Here is a 16565-nt window from a genome sequence, read left to right as displayed (position 1 = left end):
TCCTTGGATAAATCGCGTAACAATTACCGGTCAAATCCAACTTCGGTTTGCTCTCCTCATACCAATAGCCTTCCAGGGAGGTGCGAATTAAACTTCCCCCCTAGTTTCCCACCATTTAAAACCATCCTCCTCCAATAATTGCGAAGCAGCTTGTGGTCCCATCGAACCGGCTTGATATAGGTGGAGTGGAAGGTCATTTTCCTCAAACGCCTCTAAAACGGGCTGTACCCATTTCCAAGATAATTCAACTTCGTCCCAATGAGCAAAGAAGGTAGAGTCCCCACGCAGAGCATCGAATATTAAGAGTTCATAAGCTTCTGGTATGTCTTTTGTACTTGCTGAGAAGTCAACAATTATCGGCTCCAAATTTCCATTTGTTAAATTTTTGCTATTTAATTGCATCGACACACCCTCATTTGGACTTACTTTGATAACTAATAGATTGGGTTCTGCAAATTGATTCTCGTTAGTAAACACATTTTTCGTTGCATTCTTGAATTCAATTACAATCCGCGTCGACTTTTCCTTCATTCTTTTTCCTGTCCGGATATAAAATGGCACCCCATCCCAGAATGAACTATCAATCCATAAACGAGCAGCCACAAATGTATCGTTTGTGGAAGAAGCATTCACTCCAGGTTCTTCTAAATATCCGACTACATGTTTACCCTTTATTTCGCCCGGTCCATATTGACCACGAACAACGTGGATACCTACAGTATCTTTCTGTACTGGCCGAAGAGAGTCCATAACTTTTCTTTTCACTGTACGGATATCGTTCGTGCTCATCTGTTTTGGCTGATGCATGGCCGTCATCATCAACAGCTGCATCATATGATTTTGGACCATATCACGAATAGCCCCTGCTTTTTCATAATAACTAGCTCTCTCTTCTACACCAACCGTTTCACTAGCCGTTATTTGCACATTGGCAATATACCGATTGTTCCATAGTGATTGCAGCACAGGGTTGGCAAATTCTAAAGCTTCAAGGTTTTGAACCATCGGTTTTCCAAGATAATGGTCAATCCGGAAAATTTCGTCTTCTTCAAAAGCTTTGCTTAGTTTTTCATTTAAATCTTGAGCAGATTTTAAATCACGCCCAAATGGTTTTTCGATCATTAATCGTTTCCATCCTTTTGTCGATCCTAATCCACTCTCCTTGATGTTCAAAGCAATTACATCAAAGAATTCAGGAGCAACAGATAGATAGAACATTCGATTCTCTTTAATATTCCGCTCTCTTTCGTTTTGTTGAACGAGTTGGAGTAACGTTTTATACCCTTCAGCATTTGTTACATCTAATTGGTTATAACGAAATTCCATGGAAAATTCTTCTTTTTTGGATTTGTCATTTAACAAATGTCTGGAAAAAGTGAATAATGATTCTTTTACATGTGTTTGAAAATCCACATCAGACAATTCCTCTAAACCTACACCAATAACTAAAAAACTGTCAGGCAATTTTTGATCCAGATATAAATTAAACAAGGCGGGGAAAATTTTTCTCTTGGCTAAATCCCCTGTTGCCCCAAATAATACAAAAGTCATAGAATCCACTTTTCATTCCTCCACTTCTTCAAAACATTTTCAAAAAGAAAAATGCCTTAATTTCTTTATTTTTAATACACAACAACAAGGATTTTCACTAATGCCTTATCCTACTTTTGAATGTAAGTGTCGTTTCACTCTCCCAACCTGTACGATAATAATGATATCTCTTAATTGAGCATGACCACATTGTGGACAGGAATCTCTCCTCTCGCATATGTTTTGTTAAAGCAAAACAGCATGCAAGCAAAAATTAATAAAAGCGTGTTGCTATATTTTATTGGATTACCACTATATTCTAATGAGCTATTTTTCACTTGTAGTATCCCCTGATCTAACAATTACTTGAGCCAAATTAGTATATTACCTATGTTTTTTTTTTGTAAGTACGCACTTTATTAACATATAGTTACATTGATATAACATAGTATAAAAAATAACACTATTGTTAGGAATGTGAACTTGCTCCCATACCAAGAGTAAAAAAGCCAAGGGCAGCGACTATACAAAAATCGCTGCCCTTGGCTTTTTAGTTACTGATTCCTTTAATGAATGTTGTATTTTTTCTCCAATCTTGTTTAATGCGTATCGATACGAGATAAAGTGAAACTTCCATTTGTAGGCTCTTACCGTTATTGCGAATCCTAAAAGAAGGGATTGTTTTTCTACTTGATAGCCTCTTTTCTTTCTGCCTGGTTGCCAACGACATTCTCCATATAGTTTTTACCCCAATTATACATAGAATCAAGAATCGGCATCAGGCTTTTACCTTGTTCTGTGAGTGAATACTCCACTTTCGGAGGTACAACTGGATAAACTTCGCGATGAACAATCAGATCTTCTTCCAGCTCGCGAAGCTGGTTAACAAGCATTCTTTGGGTAATGCCCGGCATGAGAGTCTTCAGTTCACCAAAACGCTGGGTCCCTTCCTTGCCGAGGTGCCACAAAATAAGCATCTTCCATTTACCGCCAATAATAGAAAGGGTCAATTCCTTTTCACAGTTAAATGTTTTATCCTGTATCCTTGACATTCATATCACCTCCGACTTGTATTATAGCCAATAGTATACTTTTTATCACTATGTAAAAATAAAGTGCGTACTTCCAATAATTTAACACACCCAGTAAAATGGCATCTGTAACATGGTTAAAGGAGAACCTTGGTTATACTTGCCTGAGACCTAATTTGGGGAATTGGGCATTATTAATACTGTTATACAAAAAAACTATCAGGAGTGAAGTATAGATGGAATTACAATTAGCGTTAGATTTAGTTAACATTCCACAAGCAATTGAACTGGTGAAAGAAGTGGAAGAGCATATTGATATCGTAGAAATCGGAACGCCGGTTGTTATTAATGAAGGTCTTAGAGCAGTAAAAGAAATGAAAGAAGCTTTCCCTTCATTAAAAGTGTTAGCAGACCTAAAAATTATGGATGCAGCCGGATATGAAGTCATGAAGGCATCTGAAGCTGGCGCTGATATCATCACTATCCTTGGTGCAGCTGAAGATATGTCAATCAAAGGTGCTGTTGAAGAAGCTAAAAAACAAGGCAAAAAAATCCTTGTTGATATGATCGCTGTGAAGGATCTTGAAACTCGTGCTCAAGAAGTGGATGCGTTTGGCGTTGACTACATCTGTGTACACACTGGATACGATCTCCAGGCAGTTGGGAAAAATTCTTTTGAAGACCTTCAAACCATTAAACGTGTTGTTAAAAATGCAAAAACTGCAGTTGCAGGCGGCATTAAATTAGAAACACTTCCGGAAGTCATAAAAGCACAACCTGACCTTGTCATTGTTGGTGGCGGTATCACTGGACAAGCTGATATTAAAGGTGCAGCTGCCCAAATGCAAAAATTGGTTAAACAAGGCTAATACCAATCATGCAGACTACTCAATATTTAGCTGAAATCATAAAAGAACTTAATCGTACAGTAAACTTAATAGCTGACGAAGAAGCTGAAAAACTGGTTAACGGGATTCTTGAATCAGAGAAGGTCTTTGTAGCTGGTGCAGGAAGATCTGGGCTTATGGGTAAATCCTTTGCAATGCGAATGATGCACATGGGGATAGATGCTTATGTGATTGGCGAAACCGTAACCCCTAACTTTGAAAAAGATGATATTTTGATCATCGGATCAGGTTCAGGAGAAACAAAAAGTTTGGTCTCCATGGCTGCGAATGCAAAAAACATCGGTGGGACTATTGCAACAGCAACAATATTTCCTGAATCCACCATCGGGAAATTAGCGGATATCGCAATAAAATTGCCTGGCTCACCCAAAGACCAGTCAGAAGGCGACTATAAAACAATCCAGCCGATGGGCTCTCTTTTTGAGCAAACTCTCTTACTTTTTTACGATGCTGTGATCCTGAGGTTCATGGACAAAAAAGGCTTAGATACCAATACGATGTACGGCAAACATGCCAATTTGGAATAAAGGAGTAAACCATTTATCCAAATTAACACCATTTGTTTTCGGGCTATCTAAACAACTAATGATAAGGTTCATTCTGAGAAGGCACCAGCGAGTCAACGTAGATGTAAAATAAAAAGACACTTTAAAATAATAATGGTCTTGTTCCCATCAAGTAGACAATGTAAAAAAACTATTCAGTTAGCGCGTGCCGATATTCAATTGGCGCGCGTTTTTTAGTTTGTTTTGAGTTCGTTTGGTCATTGTGTTGTTCCCGTAAATCCTGTTCCTGCCTAGCCTTTTCTTCACATTGTGGCTGAGTTGCTTTCCATTTATAATAGCTTGAACGTTTGATATAGCCGATTTCCAATAACAAGGTGATAGGGTACGTTCCCCTTAGCCACTTCACAAAAAAGACCACAAGTCTTGACTATTACGTCTACTTGTAGTCTTTAGTTGGAAGGATTGCTATTTAATAGACGCACTTTTATTTGCTGGAGTGCCAATCACATTTTCCATATAGTTTTTTCCCCACTTGTACATAGAATCCAGAATCGGGAGCAAAGTATGTCCTTCTTCAGTGAGTGAATACTCTACTTTTGGCGGAACAACTGGGTATACTTGACGTTTTACAATAAAATCATCTTCCAGCTCCCGCAGCTGATTCACCAGCATTCTTTGCGTAATACCCGGCATAAGGGCTTTTAATTCGCCAAACCGCTTGGTCCCTTCTTTGCCTAAATGCCATAAAATAAGCATTTTCCACTTCCCGCCAATAACCGAAAGGGTCAATTCTTTTTCACAGTTAAATGTTTTGTCATGCATACGTGCCATTTGTTTCACCTCCACGACCATATATTATAACATATAGTATACTTTTCGACACTACGTAAAATAAAGTACGTACTTCCAATTATTTAACATATCCAGTTAACTGGCATCTGTAAGAAAGTTAGGACCTTGGATACACTTTCCGGGAGACCTAAAGTGGGGAGCCGGGCATTTTCAATGCTGTTAAACAAAAAAATGATTTGGGAGAAGTATAGATGGAATTACATTTAGCATAAGATTTAGTCAACATTCCACAAGCAATTGTAATGGTTACAGAAGTGGAGAGCATTTCGATTTGAAAAAGATGGATATATGAATCCTCGGATCCGGTTCCGGGAAAACAAAAAGCTTAGTTTCTATGGCTGAAAAAGCAAAAAAGCATTGACATTAAAAATGCAGCTGTAACCCTTCCTCTTGTTTAGATGCCAAATACGCATATTCAGATTATGAGTTACTTCTTTTCTTCTCGATAGAAAACCATTCCTGCATGATAAAAAATTCCATGTCGAAAATCACCATCTGCAGTAAAACCAGTATCATCTACATAATCGATATGATTGCCTGTAATTGTGTAACTTCCTTGATAAGCACTTTTTCTGTTTCCGCGAGCCTCATTGTATCGGTAGTTAGGCAGGAGTTCATGACGGATGTATCCGTCTTTCGTTATTCTTTTAGATGCACCAGAGGATATTCCCGTACTCGCACATTTAGTGATCCGTGAAATTCTATACCGAATTCTACAAGATGAACAAGGTGACTCTGTAAAACAGACAGCAATGATCGGTAGTCATGCGCAGCATGAGTTCTTCATCTTGCATCATTATTTTAAACAAGTTACGGGATTGAGTCCTTTGCAATATCAAAAACAATTAAGGTTACAAGAGGCTCGTCGCCTCATGCTTTCTGAGACAGAGGACGCTGCAAATGCTGCATTCAAGTTGGATATGAGAGTCCTTCTCAATTCAGTCGTGAATATGCTCGATTGTTCGGTCTGCCTCCTTTCAGCGATATAAAACGCTTTGGTTAATCATAACTCTTCACTTGTCCCTTTTGATTGAAGCAGGTGTAGCAGTATAGGAGATTAAGGAGAATTCAAGACATTCAGCATTAATGGAACTATGATGTTTCTGCTCATACACTGCCAACAATGAAGAAAAGGCCTCCCACCAGTTCAGTGAACTGATGAAAGACCTTCTCTGATAAGATGGGTTTTGTGAAAAAAGTGAGCATTTTTTGCTTACTATGAGTAAAAGTATGAGCAATTATACCCACTTAACCCCCCCTATATATTAAGGCTTTATGATGTTTATTACATCATGCCGCCCATTCCGCCCATTCCGCCCATGTCAGGCATTCCTCCGCCTGCACCAGCTGGTTCTGGCTTGTCAGCAACTACTGCTTCAGTAGTCAGGAACATAGCTGCAACAGATGCTGCATTTTGAAGTGCAGAGCGAGTAACCTTAGTAGGATCCACGATACCAGATTCAATCATGTTCACCCACTGGCCAGTAGCAGCGTTGAAGCCTGTGCCGACTTCTTCACGCTTTAAGCGCTCAACGATTACAGAGCCTTCAAGGCCTGCGTTGTGTGCGATTTGGCGAACTGGCTCTTCAATTGCACGAAGAACGATGTTAACACCAGTAGCTTCGTCGCCTTCAGCCTGGATAGCAGCAACTTTATTGTAGATGTTAAGAAGGGCAGTACCACCACCGGCTACGATACCTTCTTCAACAGCTGCACGAGTTGAGTTAAGAGCATCTTCAATGCGAAGCTTGCGCTCTTTAAGTTCAGTTTCAGTTGCAGCTCCAACTTTGATTACTGCTACACCTCCAGCTAATTTAGCCAGGCGCTCTTGTAATTTTTCACGGTCAAATTCAGAAGTTGTTTCTTCCATTTGTACACGGATTTGGTTAACGCGGGCAGCGATTTTGTCTGCTTCTCCTGCACCTTCAACGATTGTTGTGTTTTCTTTAGATACAACAATTTTAGAAGCACGGCCAAGAGAGCTGATTGTAGCGGATTTAAGGTCAAGACCTACTTCCTCTGTAATCACTTCTCCGCCTGTTAATGCAGCGATATCTTCAAGCATAGCTTTACGGCGGTCACCGAAGCCAGGAGCTTTAACAGCAACTGCATTGAATGTTCCGCGAAGTTTGTTCACAACTAATGTTGCAAGAGCTTCCCCTTCAACATCTTCTGCAATCAATAATAGCGGCTTGCCTTGCTGGACAACTTGCTCAAGTACAGGCAGGATTTCCTGGATGCTGGAGATCTTCTTGTCAGTAATTAGAATGTATGGGTTGTCAAGAACAGCTTCCATTTTGTCTGAATCAGTAACCATGTAAGGAGATGCATATCCGCGGTCGAACTGCATACCTTCTACTACGTCCAATTCAGTTGTGAAGCCTTTTGATTCTTCGATTGTGATTACGCCGTCGTTGCCAACGCGTTCCATAGCTTCAGCGATCAATTGGCCAACTTCTTCGTCAGCTGCAGAGATAGCCGCAACTTGAGCGATAGAAGCTTTGCCTTCGATTGGCTTGGAGATAGCTCTTAATTCTTCCAAGCTTACAGCAACAGCTTTTTCAATACCTTTGCGGATTCCCATTGGGTTTGCGCCAGCTGTTACGTTTTTAAGTCCTTCACGAATCATAGCCTGTGCGAGAACTGTAGCCGTAGTTGTACCGTCACCAGCTACATCGTTCGTTTTGCTTGCTACTTCAGCTACAAGCTTAGCACCCATGTTTTCGAATGCGTCTTCTAATTCGATTTCCTTAGCGATTGTTACGCCGTCGTTTGTGATTAGCGGAGAACCGAATTTCTTCTCAAGAACCACATTGCGTCCTTTTGGTCCAAGAGTTACTTTTACTGCATTTGCAAGGGCATCTACACCGCGAAGCATAGAGCGGCGTGCTTCTTCACTAAACTTAATATCTTTTGCCATTGTATGTGCAACCTCCCTGAAATCTTTTTAGTTTTTTTGGTGTTCTGTTAAGTATGTTTGAATTGAAAGCTTAGCCGATAATGGCTAAAATGTCGCTTTCACGTAAAATTAAGTATTCACTGCCTTCATATTTCACTTCAGTACCAGCATATTTTGAGAAGATAATAGTATCGCCTTCTGAAACCTCTAAAGCAACACGCTCACCATTGTCAAGCACACGTCCTGTACCAACAGCTACAATCTTGCCTTCTTGCGGCTTTTCTTTTGCAGTGTCCGGCAATACAATACCGCTTGCAGTTTTTTCTTCGGATTCAACTAGTTGAATAATTACGCGATCACCTAATGGTTTTAACAAGTGAAACGACCTCCTCATATGTGTGTAAATTTTCATTTATTAGCACTCATCACCGTCGAGTGCTAACACCAATTATTATATTAAATAATTCATCCAAGTTTTGCAAGTATCTTGATAAAAAATTTTCGCTCTTTTTCCGAAAGTGTTAGGGAATACTTAAATGGCAGGGTTTTTTACTAAAAATAACGGAGATTCAGTATGTAGGAATGGAGTTTCAGGCTGACATTTGATAACCTTTACAAGTATGGGATTAATTAATGATGTTTATCCCGCTTATTTTATCTGCACACTTTTTCCCATAAATAGCGCTCGATTAATTAGAAAAAGGAGACTCCATCTTTGAAAAGAGAGTACTGGATTATTATTATCGCTTATGTTGGCATGCATTTGTCCAGCTTAATAGCCTACCCGCTGTTTATGCTTATAGGTTCGTTTACAGATATCCCGGCTAAAGAACTTCAGGTGAAATCAGGGGCGTACTGGATAGTCATCAGCTTCTTCATCACGATTTCAATAGTTCTGCTGTTACTTCGCAGGGAAATGAAAGAAACCATTGATAAAAGGAATGGGGTTCCCATTTCTTCAGCCGTCCTTTGGGCTATCGGGGGTGTATTCCTTGCTTTCTTCTCTCAGTATGCTGCTGGAGCCATAGAATTAGCTCTGGGAATCAAACCGGGTTCGGAAAATACCCAGCAAATCGTCTCCCTGATTGAGCAAGTGCCACTCGTCATGGTCGTCACTTCGATTGTCGGTCCTATACTGGAAGAAATCATTTTCAGAAAGATTATTTTTGGAGAGCTTTATAAACGATTTAACTTCTTTATTTCAGCGTTGCTCAGTTCCATCATTTTTGGAATTGCCCATTTTGAGCTGGTCCATATTATCTTATATTCGGCCATGGGCTTTACCTTTGCATTTCTTTATGTAAAAACAAAACGGATTTTAGTACCGATTTTTGCCCACGTAACGATGAATACAGTCGTTGTGCTCATTCAGCTTACATTTAAGGACGATATAGAAAAGATGATGAATGATATGGAAAAGGTACAAAGCTTTATTGGAGGGTTTATATGAAACGTTCACCCCTAACATCAGGAATTATGTACTTAGTTCTGGGGACTTTATTTGTTTTGCTCGCCATCCAAAATGTAAATAGGTCAGGTTGGGGATTTTTCTCTTATTTCCTCGTCCTGCTTGCTACCATGGATTTCGGGTCTGGCATCCGCATGATCCTGCTCCACAGGAAAATTGCATCTGTTAAGAAAAAATAATAAGTTTTCGAAAGAAAAGCGCAAGCGGAAGGCGCTTTCTGCCTTCCGAAGTGATTGGCTTATGACCAAGGTTGTCACGGCACTTGGTTACAACACTCGAGGCCGGCTTAGAACGCCACGTCCTGTGGCGCCGCCGGCACTAGCACGTCCTGTGCGTCGGGGCTGGGCGCTGAAGCTAGACATCTGTACTTGTTAAAAAAGTTATACTTTCTTACCTTGCAAGAAGAACGCAAGCTCCCTGGCCAGACATATGTACTGGTTTAAAAAAGCTATTTCTTATTCTTATATGAAAAACAGGGCCTGCTTCCATAAGCGGGCCCTGTCTTTTTCCTTTTATCGTAAAAGTTCATTTTCAGCCAGTATGTGCTGTTGATCCTCTTCCATGATCGGGTAATGCTTTAAGAAATAAACAAGTGACTGGAGTTCTACTGCCAGATCAATATGATGGATCCTGATCTTCTGAGGCACATTTAGGCGTGCCGGCGTGAAGTTAAGGATTCCCTTTATATGCGACTGAACGAGGCGGTCTGTAATCGGCTGCGCCACCGCAGCAGGAACAGTCAGGATAGCTACTGAGATATCGGACTCATGCAATCTTTCCTCAATTTCATCCATATGATAAACAGGCACGTCGCCTATTATAGTTCCAACCTTTTGCTCATCTACGTCAAAAGCTAGTTCAATCTTGGTGTTGTTGTTTTTCAAAAAATTATAGTTCAAAAAAGCAGTACCTAAATTACCTACACCTATCAGGGCCACTTTTGTTAATTCATCCTGGTCCAATGTCTTTCTGAAAAAAGAGAGCAAATAGTTTACGTTATACCCATATCCCTTTTTCCCTAGAGCTCCAAAATACGAAAAGTCCCTTCTGATTGTGGCCGAATCTACCTTAACCGCTTCACTTAGTTCAGCAGATGACACTCTTTGCTTTCCTGACGAATGCAAGTTTTTCAGGAAACGATAGTATAAAGGAAGTCTCTTGGCTGTCGCCTGAGGTATTTTTATTTGTTCCTGGCTCATATTTCTCCCCTCACAATTCCTAATATCTTTATAATCTTTACTCTATTTGTTCGCTCTCTTTTACTTGTCGTTTATAATCAGGACTTGATACCCCGCCTGTTTTTTCAAGCAAATAAGTTGGCCCGATAATCATTGCTTTATCTACGGCCTTACACATATCATAAACAGTCAGCGCTGCAGCTGAAGCCGCTGTTAGCGCTTCCATTTCAATACCGGTGCTCCCTTTGGTTTTCGCTGAAGCAGTTATGTTCAGCCTGTAGCCATTATCCTCTTTCTCCCAGTCAAACGAAATATTTATTCCTTGAATCGGTATGGGATGGCACATCGGAATGATAGAAGATGTATTTTTACAAGCCATGATTCCTGCTACTTGAGCAACGGCAAGCACATCGCCTTTTTTCATGGTTTGGTTTGTAATTTTTTCATAGATTTCTCCGGTCAGCAAAATACTTGACCGTGCACTGGCGGTGCGGACTGTTTCGGGTTTGTGGCTCACGTCCACCATCTTAGCCCTGCCTTGCTCATTAAAATGTGTAAATTCAGCCATCATAAACACCTCTTACTCTGATAATACACTATTTTTCCCTGTTTGTGTGTAAGTTTGTATCGTTTTTCACATAAGGGCCGTCTATGCTGATAATGAATGAAATCCATGTTACACTATAATTATCGTGACCTGAGGTGAAAATAATGATTCTTTTACAAATAAATTCTTTATCAAAATACTATGGCGCTGAGCTTATTTTATCCAATATAAAATTGGAAGTACAAAATCGGGACAGGGTTGCCTTAGTCGGCCGCAATGGAGCCGGAAAATCCACCCTTTTAAAGATTATTGCCGGCCAGCTTTCCCATGATGGCGGCGAAATCATGAAGCCAAAAGGGGTTTCGATTGGCTATCTTGCCCAAAACACAGGCCTTGAATCCGAACTAACTATTTGGGAGGAAATGCTGACTGTTTTTTCCCTGCTCATCTCCCAGGAACAAGAGTTACGACGTCTGGAAATGTCGATGGCGGATCCCTCGGTTTTTGAAAACGAGGAGCGCTACAACCGAATCCTAAAGGAATATGATGAGCTTCAAGTAAGCTTCAAGGAGAATGGCGGTTATCAATATGAAGCAGATATCCGCTCGGTTTTACACGGTCTGCAGTTTGCTGAATATCCTCCAGCTACCCTGATCTCCTCCTTAAGCGGCGGCCAAAAGACTAGGCTTGCCCTTGGTAAGCTATTGCTGACCAAGCCGGATATTCTGATTCTGGATGAACCTACGAACCACCTGGATATCGAAACTCTTTCATGGCTCGAACAATATCTGCAGGGATACCACGGAGCCGTTTTAATTGTCTCCCATGACCGTTATTTCCTTGATAAAGTAGTCAATCAGGTTTATGAGCTTTCCCGGCATAACATTAAGAAGTATCCAGGAAACTATAGCCGCTATCTGGAGAGGAAAGCAGAGGACTATGAACGAGACATGAAGCAATTCGAGAAACAGCAGGAAGAAATTGAAAAGCTTCGTGATTTTGTCCAAAAAAATATTGCCCGGGCCTCAACTACTAAACGGGCCCAAAGCAGGCAGAAGCAATTGGATAAAATCCAGATAATGGACAGGCCCCAGGGCGATGAGAAGTCAGCTTCCTTTTCATTTGAAATAGAAAAGCAAAGCGGTAATGAAGTCCTAAATATTAATGGCCTCACAATCGGATATAACAGCCAGCCTGTATCACGCAATCTCGCCATGAGAATTACAAAGGGTGATAGTATTGCCCTTGTTGGACCAAATGGAGTGGGAAAATCAACTCTATTAAAAACTCTGATGAATTTTTTGCCTTCCTTGGATGGCGGCTTCAAATTCGGAACCAATGTAATGGTTAGCTATTATGATCAGGAACAGGCAAAGCTTGAATCAAATAAAAGAGTTCTAAATGAATTATGGGACGAGCATCCTTTAAAGCCGGAGAAAGAGATCCGGACAGTGCTTGGTAACTTCCTGTTTTCAGGAGATGATGTGCTAAAAACTGTTTCAGCATTAAGCGGCGGTGAAAAGGCCAGGCTCGCTCTCGCAAAAATGATGCTGGAAAAGGGTAATTTTTTAATTCTGGACGAGCCTACAAACCATTTGGACCTCGACAGTAAAATTGTTCTGGAAAACGCCTTAATCGATTACCCGGGCACCATCCTTTTTGTATCGCATGACCGTTATTTTATTAACCGCATTGCCACAAAGGTGGTTGAGCTTTCCGGCAACGGAGCTGAAGAATTCCTGGGCGATTATGACTATTATCTGATGAAAAAACAAGAACAGGCTGAACTTCTGGAGCTTGAAAAGCAGCTTAACCCTTCAGCTGTTCAGCAAGTCGAGGATAAAAGTACCTTTAAAATTGATAAAGAAGCGAAGAAGAAGGAACGACAGCGAAAGCGCCGATTAGAAGAAATCGAAACAGAAATGGAAAATTTGGAAGTCACCATTAAAGAATGGAATGACCTCCTCTGTAAGCCCGAAATTTTTCAAAATCATGAAAAAGTGCTGGAAATTAACGCCGATTTGGAAAAATCCCAGCTTCAGCTTGATCAGCTTATTGAAGAATGGACTGAACTAGAGGAAATGGCTGCGGAATAAATGCTAGTAATATGATAACTAACTATGGACTGGCTATCAAACCAGTCCTTTTTTACTACTTTTTTAAAATAATTTTATTCACAGCAAATACCCCCTTATCCACGTTTTTATCCACACTTAGTGTCTTGAATTACTAACTTTCTAACGACTTTTCCACATTATCCACAAGAAAAACATTACTTATCAACATAAAAATTAGTTATGCACATTTCATTCGAATCAAACTCTATAAGTTATCCACAAAATTTTCTGTCATTTTATAGTGATTAAAAAAGCCTTCCCTTTTGCATGGGAAGGCTACTGGCTTCTAAATATTCTGTGCTTTATTGACTTTCCAGATCCAATCCCGGATTTCCGTTCAAGTCCATGCCTGATCTTTTTCCTTTTTCAAAAAGTACACTGCCAGCCGCAGCAATCATTGCAGCATTATCAGTACAAAGACTTAGCGGAGGGATAATGAGCTCGACATTCTCCATCTCGCCGAATTGTTCGGTTAAAGCCTGGCGAAGTCCTTTATTGGCCGCAACACCTCCAGCCAATAATACTTGTTTTACCTCATATTGTTTTGCGGCCTGAACGGTCTTTGCGGTTAATACTTCAATTACACTGCTTTGAAAACTCGCTGCCAAATCCTCAGGAGCAATCGTTTCTCCTCGCTGTTCAGCATTGTGAAGCGTATTGATTACAGCCGATTTTAAGCCGCTAAAGCTAAAATCATATGATCCCTCTTCCAGCCAGGCTCTGGGCAGTTTAATAGAAGGCTGGCCTTCTTGAGCAAGCCGGTCAATATGCGGCCCACCCGGATATGGAAGATTCAATGTCCGCGCTACTTTATCATAAGCCTCACCCGCAGCATCGTCCCTCGTTTCTCCGATAACCTTAAATGATCCACGCTCCTCCATTAAAACAAGCTCAGTATGGCCTCCTGAAACAACCAGGGAAAGAAGCGGAAACTTCATTTCCTTAATCAGCCGGTTAGCATAAATATGGCCTGCAATATGATGAACACCAATTAACGGTATGCCATGGGCAAAAGCGATCGCTTTTGCGGCATTGACTCCGATCAGCAGGGCACCTACTAATCCCGGTCCTTCGGTTACGGCTATGGCATCGATATCTTCATATTGTACATCCGCCTGCTTCAGCGCTTCCTCAACAACAAGGGTAATTTGCTCCACATGATGCCGGGACGCAATTTCCGGGACTACTCCTCCAAATCGTTTATGGCTTTCGATCTGTGAAGCCACTACATTGCTGACTATTTCCCGCCCATTTTTAATAATAGCTGCAGCGGTCTCGTCACAGCTTGTTTCAATTCCTAAAATTATTTGGTCTGTTTTCACTATATATTCACCCACATTACCATAGCATCTTCCTGGTTATCCGTATAATAATTTTTCCGGATGCCTCCCCTTTGAAATCCTAGTTTCTCATAAAGGGATTGAGCAACAATATTTGTTACTCTGACTTCAAGCGTCATAGTAATTACATTCATTCCTTTTGCTATTTCCATCATTTTTCTCAGCAATGCTTCCCCAAGCCTTCGTCCCCTATACTCCGGCAGCACTGCAATATTAGTAATATGCGCTTCGTCTATGACAATCCAGGCACCGCAATAGCCAATAATAACACCATCTTCTTCTAATACGATGTAGACTGCATATTGGTTATGATGCAGTTCATTATAAAAGGCTTCCCGGCTCCATGGAAGGGTAAATGACTTTCTTTCTACTACAAGGATCTGGTCAATATCCTCCTCAGTCATAAAGCGAAACGACATCGTATTACCCATCGAATGATTTTCTTTCCTCATATTTTCCAAATTTAGCGCCCCTGCTGTTCAAGCCATTTAGCTTCTGCTTCAGCCAGGCGAATATAATTTGGGACGAATGTATGGGTGTTAACAGGCTCTTTTTTGAGCCCAATGTAAGCCAGTTCACTAGGTCTAGGGTTCCCAAGATGGTCCGGCAAAAAGAAAGCCTGATTTCCCAAGATATTAATTAAGGTTTCGTTATGAATGTTTACATCATTTCCACAGAATAAAATGGGCCGATCAAGTTCCTTTAGCCTGCTTGCCCAATCTGATGCCAAAATGTTTGTATCCTGCATTTCCACGGCTGGATAACCATTTTGAAACGAATATAAACCAGTATATACCTGTCCCCTTCTCGCATCAAAAAGAGGGGAAACCATTCCATCAAAATATCTCCCATTCGCCGCAAGCACTTCTAAACTTGATACGCCGGCTAATGGAATATTCAGTGTCCACGCAAGTGTCTTCGCAATAGTGACACCAATGCGGACTCCAGTATAGGAACCGGGACCGCTGGCTACAATGATTTTTTCAAGCTCAGAAGGCCTAATTCCACATTCTTTCATAAGGTTTTCTACTGCAGGCATTACCCGGACCGAATGGTTTTTTGTAAGATTGGTCATCAATTCCCCAAGAACCTTTCCACCATCAACAACGGCAACACCAAGCGTATAAGTAGAAGTATCAATAGCTAATGCTTTCATTCAAAAAACTCCTTACATAACTTCACATATCTTTCCCCTGACGGCTTTAAAACAATCCTTCTCGAATCATTATCATGCCGGTAAAGAAAAATGGTTAATAGGCTCTCAGGCAGCTGTTCTTCAATAAGGTGAGCCCATTCGATAACGGTAACTCCTTCACCCTCAAAGTATTCATCAAACCCCAGGTCCTCATCTTCATCAGACACCCGATAAACATCCATATGATAAAGCGGCATCTTCCCCTGATATTCCTTAATAATCGTAAAGGTGGGACTGTTTACATTTCGTTTAATGCCCAATCCGCTTGCCAGCCCTTTTGTAAAAGTCGTTTTACCCGCTCCCAAGTCTCCCTCCAGGGCAATGACATCGCCCGGAACCAGCTTATCAGCCAGTCTGGCTGCAAAACCCCTTGTTTCCTCTTCGCCATGGCAAATAATCTCAAAGTCATTCATTGTATCACCCATTATTAATAACCTAATTTTTATTTAAAAAACCTTAGGAAAAAGTAAATCCTAAGGGAGAATATCCATATATGTAGTTTACTCTTTTTCAGGATGATAAACAAACTATACCAAATGATAGAATGCATAGATGAAGTTTCCTGAGTATCTCGGTAATGCTTGAGTTCTTAAAGAGATCCCTGTTATTTTATTTGGCCTTTTTACAACTGCCTTGACCACCACATTTATAATAGAGCCTATATAATAAAGCCTATATTCATCAAATAGATGTTATTTATATACAAAAAAGAGGCGGAACCTCGTTCCACCTCTTGCTGATTGCGGGGACAGGATTTGAACCTGCGACCTTCGGGTTATGAGCCCGACGAGCTACCAGACTGCTCCACCCCGCGACGATAATAACAAATTTATTTGGTTTATGAGCTATGTCTTTCTTGGACTGTCCCGATTCTCTGAAGCTTATTCAAGCAGCGGTTCGATCGGTACAACTCGCAGCAGATTCGATGAAGCATTGCCCGTTGCTCCACCCCGCGACGATAATAAATATAATTTATGCCTGGCAACGTCCTACT

At 40.8% G+C, this 16565-nt stretch carries 18 protein-coding genes, 1 tRNA gene and 1 pseudogene; 6 read left to right on the top strand and 14 right to left on the bottom strand.

All coding sequences use genetic code 11. The annotated features are described in order from the left end of the window. Positions 1-87 precede the first annotated feature (87 nt). Positions 88-1560 (bottom strand): glucose-6-phosphate dehydrogenase, encoded by a 1473-nt coding sequence (zwf, locus tag CVD28_RS13255; RefSeq protein ID WP_101592849.1) that lies wholly within the window; start codon positions 1558-1560, stop codon positions 88-90. 656 nt (positions 1561-2216) lie between these two features. Beyond that, entirely contained in the window at positions 2217-2582 is a 366-nt protein-coding gene (locus CVD28_RS13250) for a winged helix-turn-helix transcriptional regulator (protein WP_101592848.1), read from the bottom strand. Between the two features lie 215 nt (positions 2583-2797). Between CVD28_RS13250 and hxlA the strand changes: the two genes are divergently transcribed. Together hxlA and hxlB are read left to right on the top strand one after the other, a co-directional pair. After that, positions 2798-3430, top strand: coding sequence for a 3-hexulose-6-phosphate synthase (gene hxlA, locus CVD28_RS13245; RefSeq protein WP_101592847.1), 633 nt, complete (start codon positions 2798-2800; stop codon positions 3428-3430). Between the two features lie 8 nt (positions 3431-3438). Continuing rightward, positions 3439-3996 (top strand): 6-phospho-3-hexuloisomerase, encoded by a 558-nt coding sequence (gene hxlB, locus CVD28_RS13240; RefSeq protein ID WP_101592846.1) that lies wholly within the window; start codon positions 3439-3441, stop codon positions 3994-3996. A 169-nt stretch (positions 3997-4165) separates the two neighbouring features. Here hxlB and CVD28_RS13235 read toward each other — a convergent pair whose 3' ends face one another. The 3 genes from CVD28_RS13235 to CVD28_RS13220 form a co-directional block, all read right to left on the bottom strand. Beyond that, positions 4166-4381, bottom strand: coding sequence for a hypothetical protein (locus CVD28_RS13235; RefSeq protein ID WP_142384776.1), 216 nt, complete (start codon positions 4379-4381; stop codon positions 4166-4168). Positions 4382-4440: 59 nt separating this feature from the next. After that, positions 4441-4806 (bottom strand): winged helix-turn-helix transcriptional regulator, encoded by a 366-nt coding sequence (locus CVD28_RS13230; RefSeq protein WP_101592844.1) that lies wholly within the window; start codon positions 4804-4806, stop codon positions 4441-4443. A 448-nt stretch (positions 4807-5254) separates the two neighbouring features. After that, entirely contained in the window at positions 5255-5494 is a 240-nt protein-coding gene (locus tag CVD28_RS13220; protein ID WP_101592867.1) for an Atu4866 domain-containing protein, read from the bottom strand. Between CVD28_RS13220 and CVD28_RS13215 the strand changes: the two are divergent. Beyond that, a pseudogene (locus CVD28_RS13215) lies at positions 5466-5830 on the top strand (helix-turn-helix domain-containing protein); the annotation flags it as partial. The gene CVD28_RS13220 and the pseudogene CVD28_RS13215 sit on opposite strands and share 29 nt — an antisense overlap. A gap of 282 nt (positions 5831-6112) precedes the next feature. Here the strand turns inward: CVD28_RS13215 and groL are convergent. Both groL and groES read right to left on the bottom strand, forming a co-directional pair. Continuing rightward, a complete protein-coding gene (gene groL, locus CVD28_RS13210; RefSeq protein ID WP_101592843.1) occupies positions 6113-7747 on the bottom strand; it encodes a chaperonin GroEL in 1635 nt (544 codons plus the stop codon). Positions 7748-7817: 70 nt separating this feature from the next. Continuing rightward, complete coding sequence (groES, locus tag CVD28_RS13205) at positions 7818-8102, bottom strand: co-chaperone GroES (protein WP_101592842.1); 285 nt, start codon at positions 8100-8102, stop codon at positions 7818-7820. Between the two features lie 339 nt (positions 8103-8441). Here groES and CVD28_RS13200 point away from each other — a divergent pair, with 339 nt between their 5' ends. Then, positions 8442-9176, top strand: coding sequence for a CPBP family intramembrane glutamic endopeptidase (locus CVD28_RS13200; RefSeq protein ID WP_101592841.1), 735 nt, complete (start codon positions 8442-8444; stop codon positions 9174-9176). Then, positions 9173-9373, top strand: coding sequence for a YdiK family protein (locus tag CVD28_RS13195; protein WP_101592840.1), 201 nt, complete (start codon positions 9173-9175; stop codon positions 9371-9373). Before CVD28_RS13200 ends, CVD28_RS13195 begins: the two co-directional genes overlap by 4 nt. 333 nt (positions 9374-9706) lie before the next feature. Here CVD28_RS13195 and CVD28_RS13190 read toward each other — a convergent pair whose 3' ends face one another. Further along, complete coding sequence (locus CVD28_RS13190) at positions 9707-10393, bottom strand: redox-sensing transcriptional repressor Rex (protein ID WP_101592839.1); 687 nt, start codon at positions 10391-10393, stop codon at positions 9707-9709. Between the two features lie 37 nt (positions 10394-10430). Next, complete coding sequence (moaC, locus tag CVD28_RS13185) at positions 10431-10940, bottom strand: cyclic pyranopterin monophosphate synthase MoaC (protein ID WP_101592838.1); 510 nt, start codon at positions 10938-10940, stop codon at positions 10431-10433. A 143-nt stretch (positions 10941-11083) separates the two neighbouring features. On the opposite strand from moaC, the gene CVD28_RS13180 reads away from it, so the two are divergent. Further along, positions 11084-13015, top strand: a complete 1932-nt coding sequence (locus CVD28_RS13180) for an ABC-F family ATP-binding cassette domain-containing protein (RefSeq protein ID WP_101592837.1) — start codon at positions 11084-11086, stop codon at positions 13013-13015. Positions 13016-13338: 323 nt separating this feature from the next. Here the strand turns inward: CVD28_RS13180 and tsaD are convergent, their stop codons facing one another. The 5 genes from tsaD to CVD28_RS13155 all read right to left on the bottom strand — a co-directional run bounded on the left by tsaD (position 13339) and on the right by CVD28_RS13155 (position 16385). After that, positions 13339-14358: a tRNA (adenosine(37)-N6)-threonylcarbamoyltransferase complex transferase subunit TsaD gene (tsaD, locus tag CVD28_RS13175; RefSeq protein ID WP_101592866.1), complete on the bottom strand. Its 1020-nt coding sequence runs from the start codon at positions 14356-14358 to the stop codon at positions 13339-13341. Then, positions 14358-14807 (bottom strand): ribosomal protein S18-alanine N-acetyltransferase, encoded by a 450-nt coding sequence (gene rimI, locus CVD28_RS13170; protein ID WP_101592865.1) that lies wholly within the window; start codon positions 14805-14807, stop codon positions 14358-14360. The genes tsaD and rimI overlap by 1 nt, the downstream gene beginning before the upstream one ends. 32 nt (positions 14808-14839) lie before the next feature. Next, a complete protein-coding gene (gene tsaB, locus CVD28_RS13165) occupies positions 14840-15532 on the bottom strand; it encodes a tRNA (adenosine(37)-N6)-threonylcarbamoyltransferase complex dimerization subunit type 1 TsaB (RefSeq protein WP_101592836.1) in 693 nt (230 codons plus the stop codon). Next, complete coding sequence (gene tsaE, locus CVD28_RS13160; RefSeq protein ID WP_101592864.1) at positions 15529-15984, bottom strand: tRNA (adenosine(37)-N6)-threonylcarbamoyltransferase complex ATPase subunit type 1 TsaE; 456 nt, start codon at positions 15982-15984, stop codon at positions 15529-15531. Before tsaE ends, tsaB begins: the two co-directional genes overlap by 4 nt. A 327-nt stretch (positions 15985-16311) precedes the next feature. Further along, a tRNA-Met gene (locus CVD28_RS13155) sits at positions 16312-16385 on the bottom strand. Positions 16386-16565 lie beyond the last annotated feature (180 nt).

The organism is Bacillus sp. M6-12 (assembly GCF_002860285.1).
Lineage (GTDB): Bacteria > Bacillota > Bacilli > Bacillales > DSM-1321 > Peribacillus.
The sequence above is the reverse complement of the archived record's forward strand: the minus strand, read 5'-3'. Positions and strand labels throughout refer to the sequence as shown.

Excerpts from the sequence above, each read along its gene's own strand:
- CVD28_RS13250 (WP_101592848.1), bottom strand. The coding sequence starts at position 2,582 with ATGTCAAGGATACAGGATAAAACATTTAACTGTGAAAAGGAATTGACC.
- hxlA (WP_101592847.1), top strand. The coding sequence starts at position 2,798 with ATGGAATTACAATTAGCGTTAGATTTAGTTAACATTCCACAAGCAATT.
- hxlB (WP_101592846.1), top strand. The coding sequence starts at position 3,439 with ATGCAGACTACTCAATATTTAGCTGAAATCATAAAAGAACTTAATCGT.
- CVD28_RS13230 (WP_101592844.1), bottom strand. The coding sequence starts at position 4,806 with ATGGCACGTATGCATGACAAAACATTTAACTGTGAAAAAGAATTGACC.
- groL (WP_101592843.1), bottom strand. The coding sequence starts at position 7,747 with ATGGCAAAAGATATTAAGTTTAGTGAAGAAGCACGCCGCTCTATGCTT.
- CVD28_RS13195 (WP_101592840.1), top strand. The coding sequence starts at position 9,173 with ATGAAACGTTCACCCCTAACATCAGGAATTATGTACTTAGTTCTGGGG.
- CVD28_RS13190 (WP_101592839.1), bottom strand. The coding sequence starts at position 10,393 with ATGAGCCAGGAACAAATAAAAATACCTCAGGCGACAGCCAAGAGACTT.
- moaC (WP_101592838.1), bottom strand. The coding sequence starts at position 10,940 with ATGGCTGAATTTACACATTTTAATGAGCAAGGCAGGGCTAAGATGGTG.
- CVD28_RS13180 (WP_101592837.1), top strand. The coding sequence starts at position 11,084 with ATGATTCTTTTACAAATAAATTCTTTATCAAAATACTATGGCGCTGAG.
- rimI (WP_101592865.1), bottom strand. The coding sequence starts at position 14,807 with ATGGGTAATACGATGTCGTTTCGCTTTATGACTGAGGAGGATATTGAC.
- tsaB (WP_101592836.1), bottom strand. The coding sequence starts at position 15,532 with ATGAAAGCATTAGCTATTGATACTTCTACTTATACGCTTGGTGTTGCC.
- tsaE (WP_101592864.1), bottom strand. The coding sequence starts at position 15,984 with ATGAATGACTTTGAGATTATTTGCCATGGCGAAGAGGAAACAAGGGGT.